Source organism: Bacillota bacterium (assembly GCA_040754315.1).
GTDB lineage: Bacteria > Bacillota > Sulfobacillia > DUSP01 > JBFMCS01 > JBFMCS01.
Genome location: JBFMCS010000062.1, coordinates 12,081 through 26,259 on the forward strand (window position 1 = coordinate 12,081; position 14,179 = coordinate 26,259).

Consider the following 14,179-nt stretch of genomic DNA (forward strand, 5'->3'; position numbering starts at 1 on the left):
CGACGGTGTAACCGCCAGATCCTTCACGGGCTTCTGGGTGTTGTGCGAGGCCATCAACAGGGCGGGAAGCACCGAGCCTGAGAAGATCCGCCAAGCGCTCCGGGAGACCAACATCTCCCCGGACAACCTGATCATGCCCTGGAGGGGAGTGAAGTTCGACGAGACCGGCCAGAACACCCTGGTGGATGCAGTCTTGCTCCAGCTCCAGGGAGGCAAGTACAGACCCATATGGCCCTTCGGTGTGGCCACCACAGAAGTGATCTACCCGATGCCGGCATGGAAGTAGCCCCGCCCCTTGGCCCTTGGGCTTCGTGAGACCCAGGCATCGAGCACGGCGGGCTGAGCCTCACTAGGCCAAAGAGAGGCGTAGCTGGGCTTCCCGCCGTAGAGGTTCTAGGGGCTGGCGCGGGCGGGTCTTCCCCCCGCTCGGGAGACCTGCCCGCCACCTTTATCCCTTTAAAAAAATGGGGCGGCGAGGGGGACACACAATGGATCTTATACAGGCCATTGTCAGCGGCGTTCTCATGGGTTTCATCTACGCCCTGGTAGCAGCGGGCCTGAGTTTTATATACGGTGTTATGGGTCTTATTAACTTCGCCCATGGCGCGCTGCTGATGCTCTCCATGTACAGCGCCTTCTGGATCAACACCTATTCTGGGCTTAAGCCTCTCGCGGCAGTGCCCTTGACTGCCAGCCTCATGTTCCTTGTAGGCATGGGTCTTTACCGTGGCCTCATCAGGAGGATGCTGGATGCCCCCTTCCTGATGCAGGCGGTTCTCACCTTTGGGGTCTCTGTGTTCCTGGTAAACCTGGCGCTCTTCATGTGGAGGGCGGACTTCCGCACTGTCTATGACACAGGGCTCAGCGGGAGGGTAGAGTTGCTGGGGGCATACATAGGGATGCCCCAGCTGGTGAGCAGCCTCGTCTGTCTCCTGGCCTTCGGCGCCCTCTACTACCTGGTCAACCGCACCAGCCTTGGACGGATCATCCAAGCGGTGAGCGAAGACAAACAGGCCGCCAAGCTCATGGGGATCAACACGGACAAGGTGTTCACCCTTGGATGGGGCATCGGCCTTGCCGTGGTGGGTGTGGCCGGCACAATGGTTGCCTCCTTCTTCCCCATCTTCCCTGACGTGGGAACCAGGTTTGTGCTGTTCTCCTTCGTGGCCGTGACCATCGGCGGATTCGGGTCCCTGACCGGGGCCCTCCTGGGGGGGATAGCCATCGGCCTCATCGAGAACCTCGCGGGCGTGTACATACTGCCCGCCTTCAAGGCCGCCGTGGTCTACCTGGTATTCGTCATAGTCCTCCTGGTAAGGCCACAAGGCTTTTTCGGCACCTACTGATGGAGAGGGGGGGGCAACGCTGAAGGCGCTACGCATGATGGCGACACTGAAGAGGCCGGGCCTGAAGCGGCACTTGCCGTTGAGCCTCCTTGTCGTGGGGCTGCTGGTGTATCCCCTGTTAACGGACAAACCCTTCTACATCCACGTGCCCATCAGAACCTTTGTCTTCGCCAGCGTCGCCCAGGCGTGGAACATCCTGGGGGGGTACACAGGGCAGACTAACCTAGGCCAGGCCGTCTTCTTCGGGACGGGCGCCTACACCGCGGCAATACTCATGATCGACTATAATATAGGCCCGTGGATAGGGATGCTGCTGGGCTGCTTCCTGGCGGTGCTCCTGTCCATGGCCCTGGGCTACCCCACATTTGGCTTGGTTGGCCGCTACTTTGCCATCGCCACCCTGGGCATTGGGGAGATAGGGCAGCTCATAGCCCTGAACTGGGGACTCACGGGGCGAGCCGTGGGGCGCTACATCCCCATCGTCCATGACAGCGTGTGGTGGCTCCAGTTCCACCGGACGAAGGAACCCTACTACTACATTGCCCTGGGAATAATGGCCTTCGCCTTCATAGTCACGGCCTCCCTGGAGAAGACCCGCATGGGGTACTACTGGAGGGCCATCAAGGCCGACCAGGATGCCGCCCAGAGCCTGGGAATCCCTGTGAGGCGCTACAAGATGATAGCCGCCGGGATCTCCGCCTGGATTACCGCGATGGTGGGAGCCTTCTACGCCAACTACGTCCTGGTGGTGGACCCCTTTAACACCCTCAAGATGGACCTTTCCATCATGTTCATGCTCGTCGCGGTTCTGGGAGGTGTTGGCACCCTCTGGGGCCCCTTCCTCGGGGCCCTGGTCATTATCCCCCTTTCCGAGTTCACCCGGTCCCAGCTGGGCGGGGGGGGTGGCGGCGTGGACCTCATGGTTTACGCTGCACTTATCGTGATCATCGTCATGTTCGAGCCCAAGGGCATCCTGGGGCTATTAAGCAGGCTCAGCCGCAGGCTGGCAGCGGGAGGTGGCCGGGTTGAGGCTGCTTGAGGCCGAGAAGGTCACTAAGAGATTCAGCGGCTTGGTGGCGGTCAGGGACGTGGACATGCATGTTGACGAGGGTGAGACTGTGGGCCTCATCGGCCCCAACGGCGCGGGCAAGACCACCCTGTTCAACTGCCTCTCGGGCTTTTACCCTCCCACCTTTGGCAAGGTGTTCTTCATGGGGAAGGAGATCACCGGCAAACCCTCCAACTACATCTGCCGCCAGGGCCTGGCGAGGACCTTCCAGATCGTCAGGAGCTTTTTGGGAATGACCGTCCTGGAGAACGTGATGGTGGGGGCCTTCAAAAACACCAGCAACTCGGGGCAGGCCCAGGAGAAGGCCCAGGAGGTGCTGGAGTTCTGCGCTTTGCACGAGAAGAGGGCCCAGCAGGTCAACGAGCTCACCATAGCCGACAAGAAGAGGCTGGAGGTGGCCAGGGCCCTTGCCACATCGCCCAAGCTGCTGATGCTGGATGAGGCCATGGCCGGGCTAAATCCCTCAGAGCGAAAGGAAGCTGTGAGACTCATAGAACGCATCAGGGATTCCGGAGTCACGGTGTTCCTCATCGAGCACGTCATGGACGTGATCATGCCCATCTCCGACCGCATCGTTGTACTTAACTATGGCAACAAGATCGCCGAGGGGACCCCGCAGGAGGTATCCAGGAACCAGGAGGTTCTCACTGCTTATCTGGGGGCGAAGTACCGTGCTAAGAGCGTGTGACATCACGGTAGGATACGGGGACATGATGGCGATACATGGCATTTCCTTCGAGGTGCGCCAGGGGGAGATCGTGTGCATCGTGGGAGCCAACGGCGCTGGGAAGAGCACCATCCTCCGGACGGTGTCCGGGCTCCTCAAGCCTGTCTCGGGCACACTGGAGTTCCAGGGGGTTCGCCTGGACAGGATGGAGCCCCACGATATAACCGCGCTGGGGATAGCCCACGTACCCGAGGGCAGGAGACTGTTCAGCAGGCTCAGTGTCAAGGATAACCTCCTCCTGGGCGCCCACGCCTTGGGGGACCGGGGGGATGTGGCTTCGGGCCTGGAGATGGTGTACGAGCTCTTCCCGGTACTGAAGGAACGGAGCCAGCAGAGGGCCGGAACCATGAGCGGTGGCGAGCAGCAGATGGTGGCGATCGGCCGCGGCCTCATGCTGAGGCCGAGGCTCCGGATGCTTGACGAGCCCTCCCTTGGCATCGCTCCCGCTCTGGTTGAGAGGATCCTCACCAGTATTGCCGAGATCAACGGGCAGTTCGGCACCACCATTCTCCTGGTCGAGCAGAATGTCGTGGAGGCCCTGGAGATCTCCCACAGGGCCTACGTGATCCAGAGCGGTGAACTCCTGGCTAGCGGCGCCAGCCGGGAGATCCTCGAGTCGGAGACGGTGAAGAAGGCCTACCTGGGGATGTTCTGAGAACAGGAGGGAAACCGGGGGGTCGATTTGGCGCCCCCCTATCGCATTGTCCGAAAGTTACTGGAGAAGGACGGGGAGGCTGCTGGTCCACCGGGCAGGGCTGCTGGGCAGCTGGCCTCGGCTTGGCCTGGCGCGTGTCACCCAGGGCCTCCAGGGCCCTGGATTCGTGCTCAGTGTGACTACCCACCCTCCCAGGAAGGCCTGAGCCTGCCTGGGCCTTGACCTCCACAGGCCACAGCAGCACTGGCGCCGAGGCCGACACCAGGCCCCCAGGCCTGGCCCGGCCAGCACGGCCGTGAGCTGGGCCGCGCCCATGTAGATAGCGGCGACCTGGCCTCCACTCCCCTCCCGTCAGGTAGAGGCTGAAGGAGGGGAAGGCAAATCTCCAGGGACTTCACGACTTGCGCTGTGGCGCTGCGGGCAGTGGTAGAAGCAGAACGCCTGAGTTACGGGCACCAGTTTAAGCCTGCCTTTGCCACCTAAACATCGCTGGTAGATCCGCTGCCACATCAGGGGATCACTGTTTATGAACACATGCTTCCCCAGCCCCGGTTGCGTTTCTTGCTGGCAGGTACCCCAGGGCAGGCGGAATCATTATCGCCGTCCCTATAAACAACAGTTTAGAAATATGAAGATAAGAGGCCAAAACTCGAGAAAACAATAGGAATTGCAGTGATATTGAGGATAGATCCGGCTATAGGTGGCTTGCCAGTGAAATGTGATAATGCTAGAATGCCATATGAGAATGACTTTCAATATCAATGTTGGCTAGCATTCCTTGCAGGTAGAACAAGTACTGAATGGGAGGCAGGAAAATGTCTAAGAAAACCGGGTTCTTGATCATCAGTGGTCTTGTTTTGCTGTCTTTTATCCTGGGCATGATTATTGCCGAATCGCGGCAGGCACAAAAAACCGCACCGGTAAACAGTGTAGTTAACGTTTACACCGCCCGTCATTACGGGGTGGAGGAAGCTTTCGCTGAATTTACCAGGGAAACTGGCATTGCCGTCCGCTTTACTACGGGAAGCGATGCCGTCTTGCGCGAGCGAATTAAGGCCGAGGATAAGTATACGCCTGCCGATGTCTACATAGCCGTGGATGCCGGCAACCTCTGGCTGGCCGCCCAGGACGGCTTGCTCTCGCCGGTGGTGAGCGAGGTGCTTGCCGCCAACATCCCGGAAAATCTGCGGGACACGGAAAACCGCTGGTTTGGCCTGACCAAGCGCGTCCGCACCATTATGTATCATCCTGACCGGGTCAGCCCGGAAGAATTATCCACCTATGAGGCATTGGCCGACCCCAAATGGCGCGGGCGCCTGGCGATGCGGCCGGCCACTCACTCCTATACCCAGTCGCTGGTCGCCAACCTGATAGCAATACATGGCCGGGAGCAGACCGGTGAAATCGTGCGCGGCTGGGTAGCCAACTCACCCACGCTGATTGACAGCGATACGCGGATCCTGGAGACACTGGCTGCCGGCGGCGCTGATGTCGCCATCGCCAATCATTACTACCTGGGAAGGCTGCTGGATGCCAACCCCGGCTTCCCTGTCCGTGTCTTCTGGGCCAACCAGGGTGATGGCGGGCGGGGTGCTCACGCCAACATCAGCGGCGCCGGCGTTACCACCCACGCGACAAACCGTGACAGCGCCGTTAAGCTGCTGGAGTGGCTGAGCAGCCCGGGCGGCCAGAAATTGTTTGCCGACTCCAACCATGAGTTTCCTGCCAATCCCAATGTGGAGCCGCATCCTATCATCGCCGGGTTTGGTACCTTTATCACCGATCCAATCGACAAATCGGAGTACGGACGCCTGCAGGTGGAAGCTATCAAACTGCTAGATGAGGCCGGATATAGGTGAGACCGCTCAATACACTCAAGACAAAACGTTTCCCTGGGTTAGTCAGGCACGGGTGGAGCTGGCGCAGCCTGCCCGTGCTGCCGCTTTCCCTCGCGCTGCTGGTGGGGCTGCCGGTGCTGGTGGTCAGTTCTGCTCTCTTAACACCCACCAGGGAAGTCTGGCTTCACCTGGGACGGACGCTGTTGCCGGAGATGAGCCGCAACACGCTGATGCTGCTGGTGGGCGTAGGTGCTGGCACGCTGCTGCTGGGCGTCAGCCTTGCCTGGCTGGTGTCGGCTTACCGTTTTCCGGGCCATGGCATGCTGGAATGGCTGTTGGTGCTGCCCATGGCCATGCCTACCTACGTGCAGGCCTTTGTTTATATGGCCACTCTTGATTTTGCCGGGCCGGTTCAGAGCTTCCTGCGCCTGCACTTTCCCGGTATTGCCTGGCTTCCAGAAATCCGGTCGGGAGCAGGCGCCATCCTGGTAATGACCCTGGTCTTATACCCTTATGTTTACCTGTTAGCCAGAGCCGCTTTCCGGGAACAGAGCGGCGTGTTGCTGGAAGCCGCCCGAGTAATGGGATACGGCCCGACAGCTATCTTTTTCAGGGTTATCCTGCCGCTGGCCAGGCCTTCCATCGCCGCCGGCCTGGCGCTGGCTGTCATGGAAGCGCTCGCTGATTTTGCCACAGTCCGTTTTCTTAATTTTCCAACCTTGTCTGACGGCGTAATCCGTGTCTGGTACGGGATGATGAACCTGCGCGCCGCTTCTGAACTGGCCGGACTCCTGGCGGTGGTGGCTTTGGCCATTCTCCTGCTGGAGTACGCTCTGCGCGGTCGCAGCCGTTACTTCCAGGTGGGCGGCAAGGCGCCCGGGATTGCGTTATCCGGGCTGCGGGGCTGGCGCGGTTACCTGGCGTCGGCTGCCTGCCTGCTGGTAGTGGGGATAGCCTTTGCTTTGCCGGTGGCGCAGCTGCTTTCATGGGCGCTGAAGGAACTGCTCAGTCAGCCCGCCGGGGCACTGGAAGTCTATGCGCGGCTTGCCCAGAACAGCATCCTCCTGTCCTTGCTTGCGGCGCTTTTTGCCTCAATCACAGCACTGCTGCTAGCCAGCGGTGTCCGGACAAGCGGGAATAAAGCCGCCTTTATCCTCGCCAGGCTGGCGACCAGCGGCTACGCCATGCCGGGGGCGGTCATTGCAGTTGGCATTATCGGTCCCCTGTCCGCCTTTGACCACGCACTGAATAATCTCCTGCAGGCGTGGCGGGGAACCGGTGTGGGGCTTTTGTTGACCGGGTCTGTGATTGGCCTGGTTTACGCATACGTTGTCCGCTTCATGTCTATTGGCTTTAGTAGTGTCGATGCCAGCCTGGAGAAGATTACGCCAAATGTTACGGCGGCGGCTCGTATCCTTGGAGCAGGCCCGTGGCGCCTGCTCCGGCACATCCACCTGCCGCTGGTGGCACCCGGTATGCTGGCTGGAGCGATCCTTATTTTTGTCGATGTCATGAAGGAGCTGCCGATAACGTTGATGCTACGTCCCTTTGGCTATGATACACTGGCCGTGTGGGTCTGGCAGATGGCCGCCGAATCCGCCTGGGGCGGCGCGTCACTGCCAGCACTGGCCATCGTGCTGACCGGACTGATACCGGTAGTCTTCTTAATGCGGGCAGCCTCCCGCAGTTACTAAGTGAGGTGGCAACAATGTCATTGACGCCAAACTCATCTGGAGCATGTCAGCTGAAAGACAGGCCTGCTTATGTCCTTCTGGACAATGTCTCGAAGTTTTATGCGACCACCAAAGCAGTTTCCCACCTGGCAGTCGGCATAGGCAAAGGAGAGTTTTTTTCTTTGCTCGGCCCGTCAGGCTGTGGGAAGACAACCACTTTGCGGTTGATTGCAGGCCTGGAGCGTCCTGACGAAGGCACTATTATCATCGATGGAGAAGTGGCGGCTTCGCTCGACACCTGGATTCCACCTGAAAAAAGAGGCATTGGCATTGTCTTTCAGGATTATGCCCTGTTTCCCCATATGTCTGTGGCACAAAACGTGGTCTTCGGACTGAAAGGGTACGGGCGGGGAAAGGCCAGGGACAGAGTGAAAGAACTACTCGCGCTGACAGGGCTGGCAGATCTTGCCGCGAGGTACCCGCACGAGCTTTCCGGCGGTCAGCGGCAAAGGGTGGCGCTAGCCCGCTCTTTGGCTCCGCGCCCCCGCGTTATTCTGCTTGACGAGCCTTTTTCCAACCTTGATGCCGACCTCAGGGAAGAACTGCGCAGGGAAACGAAGGGCATCCTTAAAGAGCAGGGCGCAACCACAATTCTGGTTACCCATGACCAGGAGGAAGCCTTCTCCCTTTCCGACAGGGTCGGCGTACTGCGGAGCGGCACGCTGGAGCAACTGGGCAGCCCGTCGGAAATATATCACTGGCCTCGCAGCAGATTTGTCGCCGATTTTGTAGGTAAGGCCGATTTCATTGACGGCACCGTCGAGGGCAAAACGGTTCATTCCCCCTTCGGCTCTTTCCCGCTTGACGATGTCCGGGAGTTAGGGACAAAGGTAGAACTGATGGTCAGGCCTGACGATGTCGATTTCGCCCCCGATGCTACAGGTCAGGCTGTTATCACCGAGTCGCGTTTCCTCGGGGCGTCGGTGCTGTACCGGTTGCAGTTTGCCGACGGCAGGGCCTTACATGCCGTCAAACCATCTGAAGAGCTGACTCCCGCCGGCACCAGAGTACACGTTAAGGTCAACGTGAGCCATATGGTCATTTTCCCCAAAGACTGACGGTCTTTCCATCTTAGTGCAAGCAAAGCCTTCATCGACAAAGGTCCAATAACCTCTGGCGCGAAGGGGAGACGCCCCGCAGGGTGAAGGGCTTGGCAGGCGCCTTCGCCCAATTCCCGCACCTGCCGAAGATGAATCACCAGTCTCCTGCCGCTACCGCCCAGCCTCATCCCGCCATAACGCGATCGAGTGACCTTGCCTCCTCGTAAAAATGGCCAACCCGGAGCACGGTGAGATCATCCCCTCTCCTCCCCATCACCTGGAGCCCAGCGGGGAGACCCTCCCCTGTGAAGCCACAGGGAACGCTCAGGGCAGGCCCGCCTGTAAGGTTACCCAGGCGGGTATGCCTCACCAGCATCTCCCTGGCGGGTTCCTCCAGCCCCCTCACCTGGATGGTCCTTGAGCCAATGGGGTAGGCAGGCACAGGGAGGGTGGGCATGGCAAGCACGCTTACCTCATTCATGGCCTCGCCAAAGGAGGCCCCGACCCTCTCCATTTCCCTGAGGGCCTCGATGTACTCCACCGCAGTGACCCGCAGGCCCGCCTCCAGGCGGCCCAGGACGTCAGGTTCGTAGTCGCCTGGCCTTACTGCCAGGTTCTCCCTGTGATAGTGGGCAGCCTCAGCATACATCAGGGTGCTGGTGATCCTTGGTACATCGTCCAGCCCGGGGATGGTGACCTCCCTGAGCCTGGCGCCAAGATCCCCCAGGGCCTCGATGGCGGCCCTCACCAGTGTCTCTATCTCCGGCTCCACCTTGTCGAAGTAGAAGTTGGCCGGGACTCCCACGGTGAGGCCAGCGAGAGGCATGTCCCCCGCAGGCGCCAGCGCCTCCTCAAAGGCCAGTTGCTCCCCCCAAGTCCGGGGGTCCCGGGGATCAAGGCCGGCAATGGCATCCATGGCCAGCGCCGTATCCCTGACACTCCTGGCCAGGGGCCCTGCGTGATCGAAGCTGCAACTGAGGGGGATCACCCCGGAGAGGCTCACCCTGCCCAGGGTTGGCTTGAAACCCACAACACCGCAGAGACTCGCCGGGATGCGCACGGACCCCCCGGTATCGGTGCCCATGGCCATATAGCTCATTCCTGTGGCCACGGCCACGGCTGACCCTCCACTGGACCCGCCTGAGATCCTCGAAGGGTCCCAGGGGTTCCGGGTGGGACCGAAGTAGGAGTTCTCCGTTGTGGGACCAAAGGCGAACTCGTGGGTATTGGTCTTGCCGGTGATTATCGCCCCGGACCGCCTCAGCCTCTCCGCCACAGTAGAGTCATACCCTGGCCTGAAATCCGCCAGGATCTTTGAGCCAGCGGTGGTGGGTCCCTCCCTGGTGTAGTAGAGGTCCTTCAGGGCCACAGGTATGCCGTGCAGTGGCCCCCGGGACCCCTTGAGAAGTTCCTCTTGGAGCTCCCTGGCCTGCTGCCTTGCCTCCTCAGGGAACACCGTTATGAAGGCATTGAGCCGCTCCTGGTGCTCCTGGATTCGCTCTAGGGCAGCATCCACCAGCTGGACAGGAGATACCTCTCCCCTGGCCACCAGTGAGGCTGCCTCGGCCAGATTGAGCCGGGAAATGTCCTGAGTCACAATCCTGACCCCCTTCTTGCTGTCGTGAAAGAGACCCTGGGCCTTGAGCTTTCACCGGTAGGCCTGTTTTCCGGGAATTCCAGCCACTTATACCCTGCAGGAATTCACCGGGAATCCATGGAGATCCTCCCACTAGGGGTAATGGCTGAGGCAGGCACAAGTGACTGCGGGGCTTTGTGATGAGGCCTCTTTTCCCGGAGAGGTTCGTGTGGCGGAGGCAGGCACCCTGGGCTAGCCCGCTTATTGACCTCCCATGCCAGCCCGGGCGTGACATGCCACCCAGTGGGAACACGAGACCTGGGTGACCCCCGGCTCCTCAACCCGGCATATATCCATGCAAAGCCAGCACCGTGAGTGGAAACGGCAGCCCGGGGGAGGGTTGGCCGGGTTCCCCACATCCCCCTCCAGGACCCTTCTTTTCACCTCCACGCCGGGATCCGCCACGGGTATGGCGGAGAGCAGGGCCTCAGTGTAGGGGTGGAGGGCCTTTGTAAACAGCTCCGTCTTGGAGGCCACCTCAACCACCTTGCCCAGGTACATTACACCTATCCTGGAGGAAACATGCTCTATGACGGAGAGGTCATGGGATATGAACACATAGGTTAATCCCATATCCTCCTGGAGCTCGGAGAGGAGGTTTATGACCTGGCTCCTTATGGACACATCCAGGGCAGACACAGGCTCGTCGCACACCACCAGCTTGGGCTCCAGGGCCAGAGCCCTGGCTATGCCCACCCGCTGGCGCTGGCCCCCGGAGAGCTGGTGGGGATAACGGTCATACAGGTTGGCGCTGAGCCCGACAACCTCAAAGAGATCCAGCACCCGCTTCTTCCGGGCGGCCCTGGATCCAATCCCGTGGGCGGTCAAGGGTTCGGAGACACTCTCACCTATAGTAAGGCGTGGGTTCAGCGAGGCGTAGGGGTCCTGGAACACCAGCTGGAGATCCCTCCTGAGCTCGTGAAGGTCCTGGCCACGGAGGCCAACAATGTCACGACCCTCGAACCGGATCTCCCCTGCCGTGGGCCTAAGGAGCCTGAGCACAAGCCGCCCCAGGGTGGTCTTGCCGCACCCGGACTCCCCCACCAGCCCGAATGTCTCTCCCCTTGCCACGGAGAAGCTCACGCCGTCCACGGCCTTCACGTGGCCTACAACCCGGGAGAACACCCCGCTCTTGATGGGAAAGTACTTGACCAGGCCTTCGATGCTCAGTATGGGGTCAGCCAATGCTCCTACCTCCCGTATATCAGGCATACAGCCAGCAGCGGACGACCCGGTCCTCGCCCAGGGTTGTGACAGGGGGTTCATCAGCCCTGCACCTCTCCATGACTTTCACACACCGGGGATGAAAGCGGCAGCCCAGTGGGAACTCCAGGGGGTTAGGCACCCCTCCGGGTATGGAGGGGAGGCGATCCTGGCGGGCACCGATCTTGGGCAGCGAAGCCAGGAGTCCTTGGGTGTAGGGATGGGCCGGCTCCCGGAAAACCGGACCCACAGGGGCGGACTCCACCACCTTGCCTGCGTACATAACAGCAACCCTCTCAGCCATCTCCGCCACAATGCCGAGGTCATGGGTTATGAGAAGCAACGCCATGCCCAGCTCTTCCTTGAGGCGCTTCATGAGTTCCAGGATCTGCGCCTGTATGGTCACGTCCAGCGCCGTGGTGGGCTCATCGGCGATGAGAAGCCGGGGCTTGCAGGCCAGTGCCATGGCGATCATCACCCTCTGGCGCATTCCCCCGGAGAGCTGGTGCGGGTACTCCCCCAGCCGCTGCCGGGGGGCGGATATGCCCACCATGTCCAGGAGCTCCTCACACTGCTTAAGCCCGTTCTTCCGGTCAATGCGGGTATGGAGCCGGAGAACCTCCATGATCTGGCTCCCCACGGTCATGACAGGGTTCAGCGATGTCATGGGCTCCTGGAACACCATGGAAACCCGGCTGCCCCGGATCCGCTGCATCGCCTTCTCGCTCTTTGAGAGCAGGTCCTCACCCTCCAGGGTCATGCTGCCGGCGATGATCCGCCCGGGGTGTGGGAGCAGGCGCATGATGCAGAGGGAGGTCACGCTCTTGCCGCATCCTGACTCCCCCACCATGCCCACGGTCTCACCCCGCCCAACGCTGAAGGAAACGTCATCAACGGCAGGCACCACACCCTCAGGTGTATAGAAGTATGCCTGTAGTCCCTGAACCTCAAGAAGTCCCATAACCTCACTCCCCACTTGGAAAGACCCCTGGTCTTAGGAGCCTCTCCCTGCAAGCCCTGGCGGCCTGGACGGCGTCGTATGCATAGATGTCTGCCCCGACCCCGGAGGCAAAGGCCTCACTCACTGGGCGCCCCCCCACGGCCACCAGGACGGAGTCCCTGAGCCCCTCGCGTTTAAGGCTCTCCACGGTCTTCTGGATGGAGGGCAGCGTTGTGGTGAGGAGCGCCGACATGGCCAGGATGTCCGGGGAATACCGCCGGACAGCCGCCAGGAAGTCCTCAGAGGGAACGTCGATCCCAAGGTCAATGACCTCCATGTTCTCGGTCTCCAGCATCATCACCACTATCTTCTTCCCGATGTCGTGAAGGTCGCTCGCGACGGTTCCGATAACCACCGTTCCTATGCTTGGCTGCCTGGGCGCTTTGTTATGGGTCTCCAGAAGGTGCAGGGAGGCGTGAACCGCCCTGGACGACAGGAGAACATCGGGTATCACGCAGCGCCCGTCCCGGAACATGCCGTTTACACGGTTCAGGGCTGCCATGAGCGCCTTGTCTATGACCTCGAGGGGGTCGGCCCCCGCCATCAGCGCCTGTTCTGTCAGGACCTTGGCCAGGGAGGCGTTGCCCCTGACGACACACTCGTAGAGGTCCTTGAGAACCCGTTTCTCCCTCATGACAGCGCACCCTCAGCCGGGAGCGAGCCCAAGAACCTCCGCCGGTAGGCGCTGGGGTTCATCCCAACGTTCCTCTTGAAGGTCCTGCTGAAGTAGCCGGGCTCCCTGTATCCGACGCTGGCCCCTATCTCCGCCACTGAGAGGCTGCTGGATTCCAGGAGCTGCTTGCTCCTCTCCATCCGCACCCCGGCGGTGTACTCGAGGATGGTGCAGCCCGTCTTGGCCTTGAACAGGTGGCAAAGATGCCCGGGGCTAAGGTGAACGAAGGTTGCGATATCCTCCAGCTCCAGGGCCTTGCTGAAGTTTTGCCGGATGTACCAGATGGCCCGCTGCACCGGGTCCCCTGCCACTCCACGGCTGGCCAGCATGTCGATGACCAGGGCTGACGAGGCCCGCTCGGCCTGGCCTGCCACCTCGTCCGGGTCGGGTGAGCCCATGATCCCCTGGGACGCCCTGCATATTGCCGGGGAGTCCACGGCGACGCCGAAATCCTGGGCGGCCCGGGACAGGAGCAGGAGGACCTCTAACGCCCGCCTGCGTACCTCTTCGATGCTGGCGTTCTGGCTGGCAATATCCCGGAAGAGGCTGCCCAGGGTTGCCAGGGCATCCCCCTCGTTTCCTTTGACAATGGCCCTGAAGAGGTCCCGTTCGGTAACCAGGTACACCGGGGCCCAGTCCCTGTAGGGTCTCCCCCCGAACTCGCCGGGCACCGGGGATTCCCCCATCATAGCCTCCTGCTCAGCCAGTTTGCGCTTCTGTTCCATCACTGTGAGGCCGCTGGTCATGACGCTATTGGTCACCAGGAACAGGAGGTCCGCTGCAGCCTGGACCTTGCGAGGGGACATCACCGGGAGGCTCATGGCTGCCTCCACCAAGTCAGGCACGCTCACATCCAGGTCCCTGGTCATGCGGGCGATCTCCGTCCAGAAGAACTCCTCCGGTTCCCACATGAGCACCTGCCCGCATATTACCGTGGCCACGTGCTGCTCACTGTGGACCACGGCGGCAGCCCAGAGGATCAGGCCGGCGTGGCACCGGAAGATGTAGGGCTGGGCGATCTGGAACGCCTGGTCGCCCGCCCGGGCGTAGCAGCCCGCGCACTTCTCCTTGGCGCGGCCGCTGGCCCGCACGACCTGGCAGAAACGGGGGTGCCTCTCCTCCCGGGCACCAACCCGGGGGTACCCCGAGCGGTCCACAATCTGGGCGAGGATGCCGGTGGCCTCGGTGAAGGCCGCTAGCATGAGGGCCAGGTTGGGCCCGTTCTCTTTCAGGAAGTCCGGGAAGTCCTTGTGCTGCAT

At 61.1% G+C, this 14,179-nt stretch carries 13 protein-coding genes; 8 read left to right on the plus strand and 5 right to left on the minus strand.

Annotated features, from left to right (window positions below; all coding sequences use genetic code 11):
- The 8 genes from AB1576_13860 to AB1576_13895 form a co-directional block, all read left to right on the plus strand.
- Positions 1-286: branched-chain amino acid ABC transporter substrate-binding protein (locus AB1576_13860; GenBank protein MEW6082810.1), on the plus strand; the 286-nt coding region annotated here is incomplete at its 5' end.
- A gap of 202 nt (positions 287-488) precedes the next feature.
- Positions 489-1,346 carry a branched-chain amino acid ABC transporter permease gene (locus AB1576_13865; protein MEW6082811.1) on the plus strand — a complete coding sequence of 286 codons (858 nt, stop codon included), beginning with the start codon at positions 489-491 and terminating at the stop codon, positions 1,344-1,346.
- 34 nt (positions 1,347-1,380) lie between these two features.
- Complete coding sequence (locus AB1576_13870; GenBank protein MEW6082812.1) at positions 1,381-2,385, plus strand: branched-chain amino acid ABC transporter permease; 1,005 nt, start codon at positions 1,381-1,383, stop codon at positions 2,383-2,385.
- Positions 2,372-3,103: an ABC transporter ATP-binding protein gene (locus AB1576_13875; protein ID MEW6082813.1), complete on the plus strand. Its 732-nt coding sequence runs from the start codon at positions 2,372-2,374 to the stop codon at positions 3,101-3,103. Before AB1576_13870 ends, AB1576_13875 begins: the two co-directional genes overlap by 14 nt.
- Positions 3,087-3,797, plus strand: coding sequence for an ABC transporter ATP-binding protein (locus AB1576_13880; GenBank protein MEW6082814.1), 711 nt, complete (start codon positions 3,087-3,089; stop codon positions 3,795-3,797). Before AB1576_13875 ends, AB1576_13880 begins: the two co-directional genes overlap by 17 nt.
- 815 nt (positions 3,798-4,612) lie before the next feature.
- Positions 4,613-5,656 (plus strand): extracellular solute-binding protein, encoded by a 1,044-nt coding sequence (locus tag AB1576_13885; GenBank protein ID MEW6082815.1) that lies wholly within the window; start codon positions 4,613-4,615, stop codon positions 5,654-5,656.
- Positions 5,653-7,329 carry an iron ABC transporter permease gene (locus tag AB1576_13890; GenBank protein ID MEW6082816.1) on the plus strand — a complete coding sequence of 559 codons (1,677 nt, stop codon included), beginning with the start codon at positions 5,653-5,655 and terminating at the stop codon, positions 7,327-7,329. Before AB1576_13885 ends, AB1576_13890 begins: the two co-directional genes overlap by 4 nt.
- Positions 7,330-7,343: 14 nt before the next feature.
- Positions 7,344-8,426, plus strand: a complete 1,083-nt coding sequence (locus AB1576_13895) for an ABC transporter ATP-binding protein (GenBank protein ID MEW6082817.1) — start codon at positions 7,344-7,346, stop codon at positions 8,424-8,426.
- 166 nt (positions 8,427-8,592) lie between these two features.
- Here the strand turns inward: AB1576_13895 and AB1576_13900 are convergent, their stop codons facing one another.
- The 5 genes from AB1576_13900 to AB1576_13920 form a co-directional block, all read right to left on the minus strand.
- Positions 8,593-10,005: an amidase gene (locus AB1576_13900; GenBank protein ID MEW6082818.1), complete on the minus strand. Its 1,413-nt coding sequence runs from the start codon at positions 10,003-10,005 to the stop codon at positions 8,593-8,595.
- 240 nt (positions 10,006-10,245) lie between these two features.
- Positions 10,246-11,229: an oligopeptide/dipeptide ABC transporter ATP-binding protein gene (locus tag AB1576_13905; GenBank protein MEW6082819.1), complete on the minus strand. Its 984-nt coding sequence runs from the start codon at positions 11,227-11,229 to the stop codon at positions 10,246-10,248.
- A 19-nt stretch (positions 11,230-11,248) separates the two neighbouring features.
- Positions 11,249-12,208 (minus strand): ABC transporter ATP-binding protein, encoded by a 960-nt coding sequence (locus tag AB1576_13910; GenBank protein MEW6082820.1) that lies wholly within the window; start codon positions 12,206-12,208, stop codon positions 11,249-11,251.
- 4 nt (positions 12,209-12,212) lie between these two features.
- Positions 12,213-12,881, minus strand: a complete 669-nt coding sequence (locus AB1576_13915; GenBank protein ID MEW6082821.1) for a corrinoid protein — start codon at positions 12,879-12,881, stop codon at positions 12,213-12,215.
- On the minus strand, positions 12,878-14,179 hold the full coding sequence (locus AB1576_13920) for a PocR ligand-binding domain-containing protein (GenBank protein MEW6082822.1): 1,302 nt from the start codon (positions 14,177-14,179) through the stop codon (positions 12,878-12,880). Before AB1576_13920 ends, AB1576_13915 begins: the two co-directional genes overlap by 4 nt.

What these genes read in the sequence shown, in the direction of transcription:
- AB1576_13870 (MEW6082812.1), top strand. Translation starts at nt 1,381, where the DNA reads ATGATGGCGACACTGAAGAGGCCGGGCCTGAAGCGGCACTTGCCGTTG.
- AB1576_13865 (MEW6082811.1), top strand. Translation starts at nt 489, where the DNA reads ATGGATCTTATACAGGCCATTGTCAGCGGCGTTCTCATGGGTTTCATC.
- AB1576_13885 (MEW6082815.1), top strand. Translation starts at nt 4,613, where the DNA reads ATGTCTAAGAAAACCGGGTTCTTGATCATCAGTGGTCTTGTTTTGCTG.
- AB1576_13915 (MEW6082821.1), bottom strand. Translation starts at nt 12,881, where the DNA reads ATGAGGGAGAAACGGGTTCTCAAGGACCTCTACGAGTGTGTCGTCAGG.
- AB1576_13920 (MEW6082822.1), bottom strand. Translation starts at nt 14,179, where the DNA reads ATGCAGCACAAGGACTTCCCGGACTTCCTGAAAGAGAACGGGCCCAAC.
- AB1576_13895 (MEW6082817.1), top strand. Translation starts at nt 7,344, where the DNA reads ATGTCATTGACGCCAAACTCATCTGGAGCATGTCAGCTGAAAGACAGG.
- AB1576_13910 (MEW6082820.1), bottom strand. Translation starts at nt 12,208, where the DNA reads ATGGGACTTCTTGAGGTTCAGGGACTACAGGCATACTTCTATACACCT.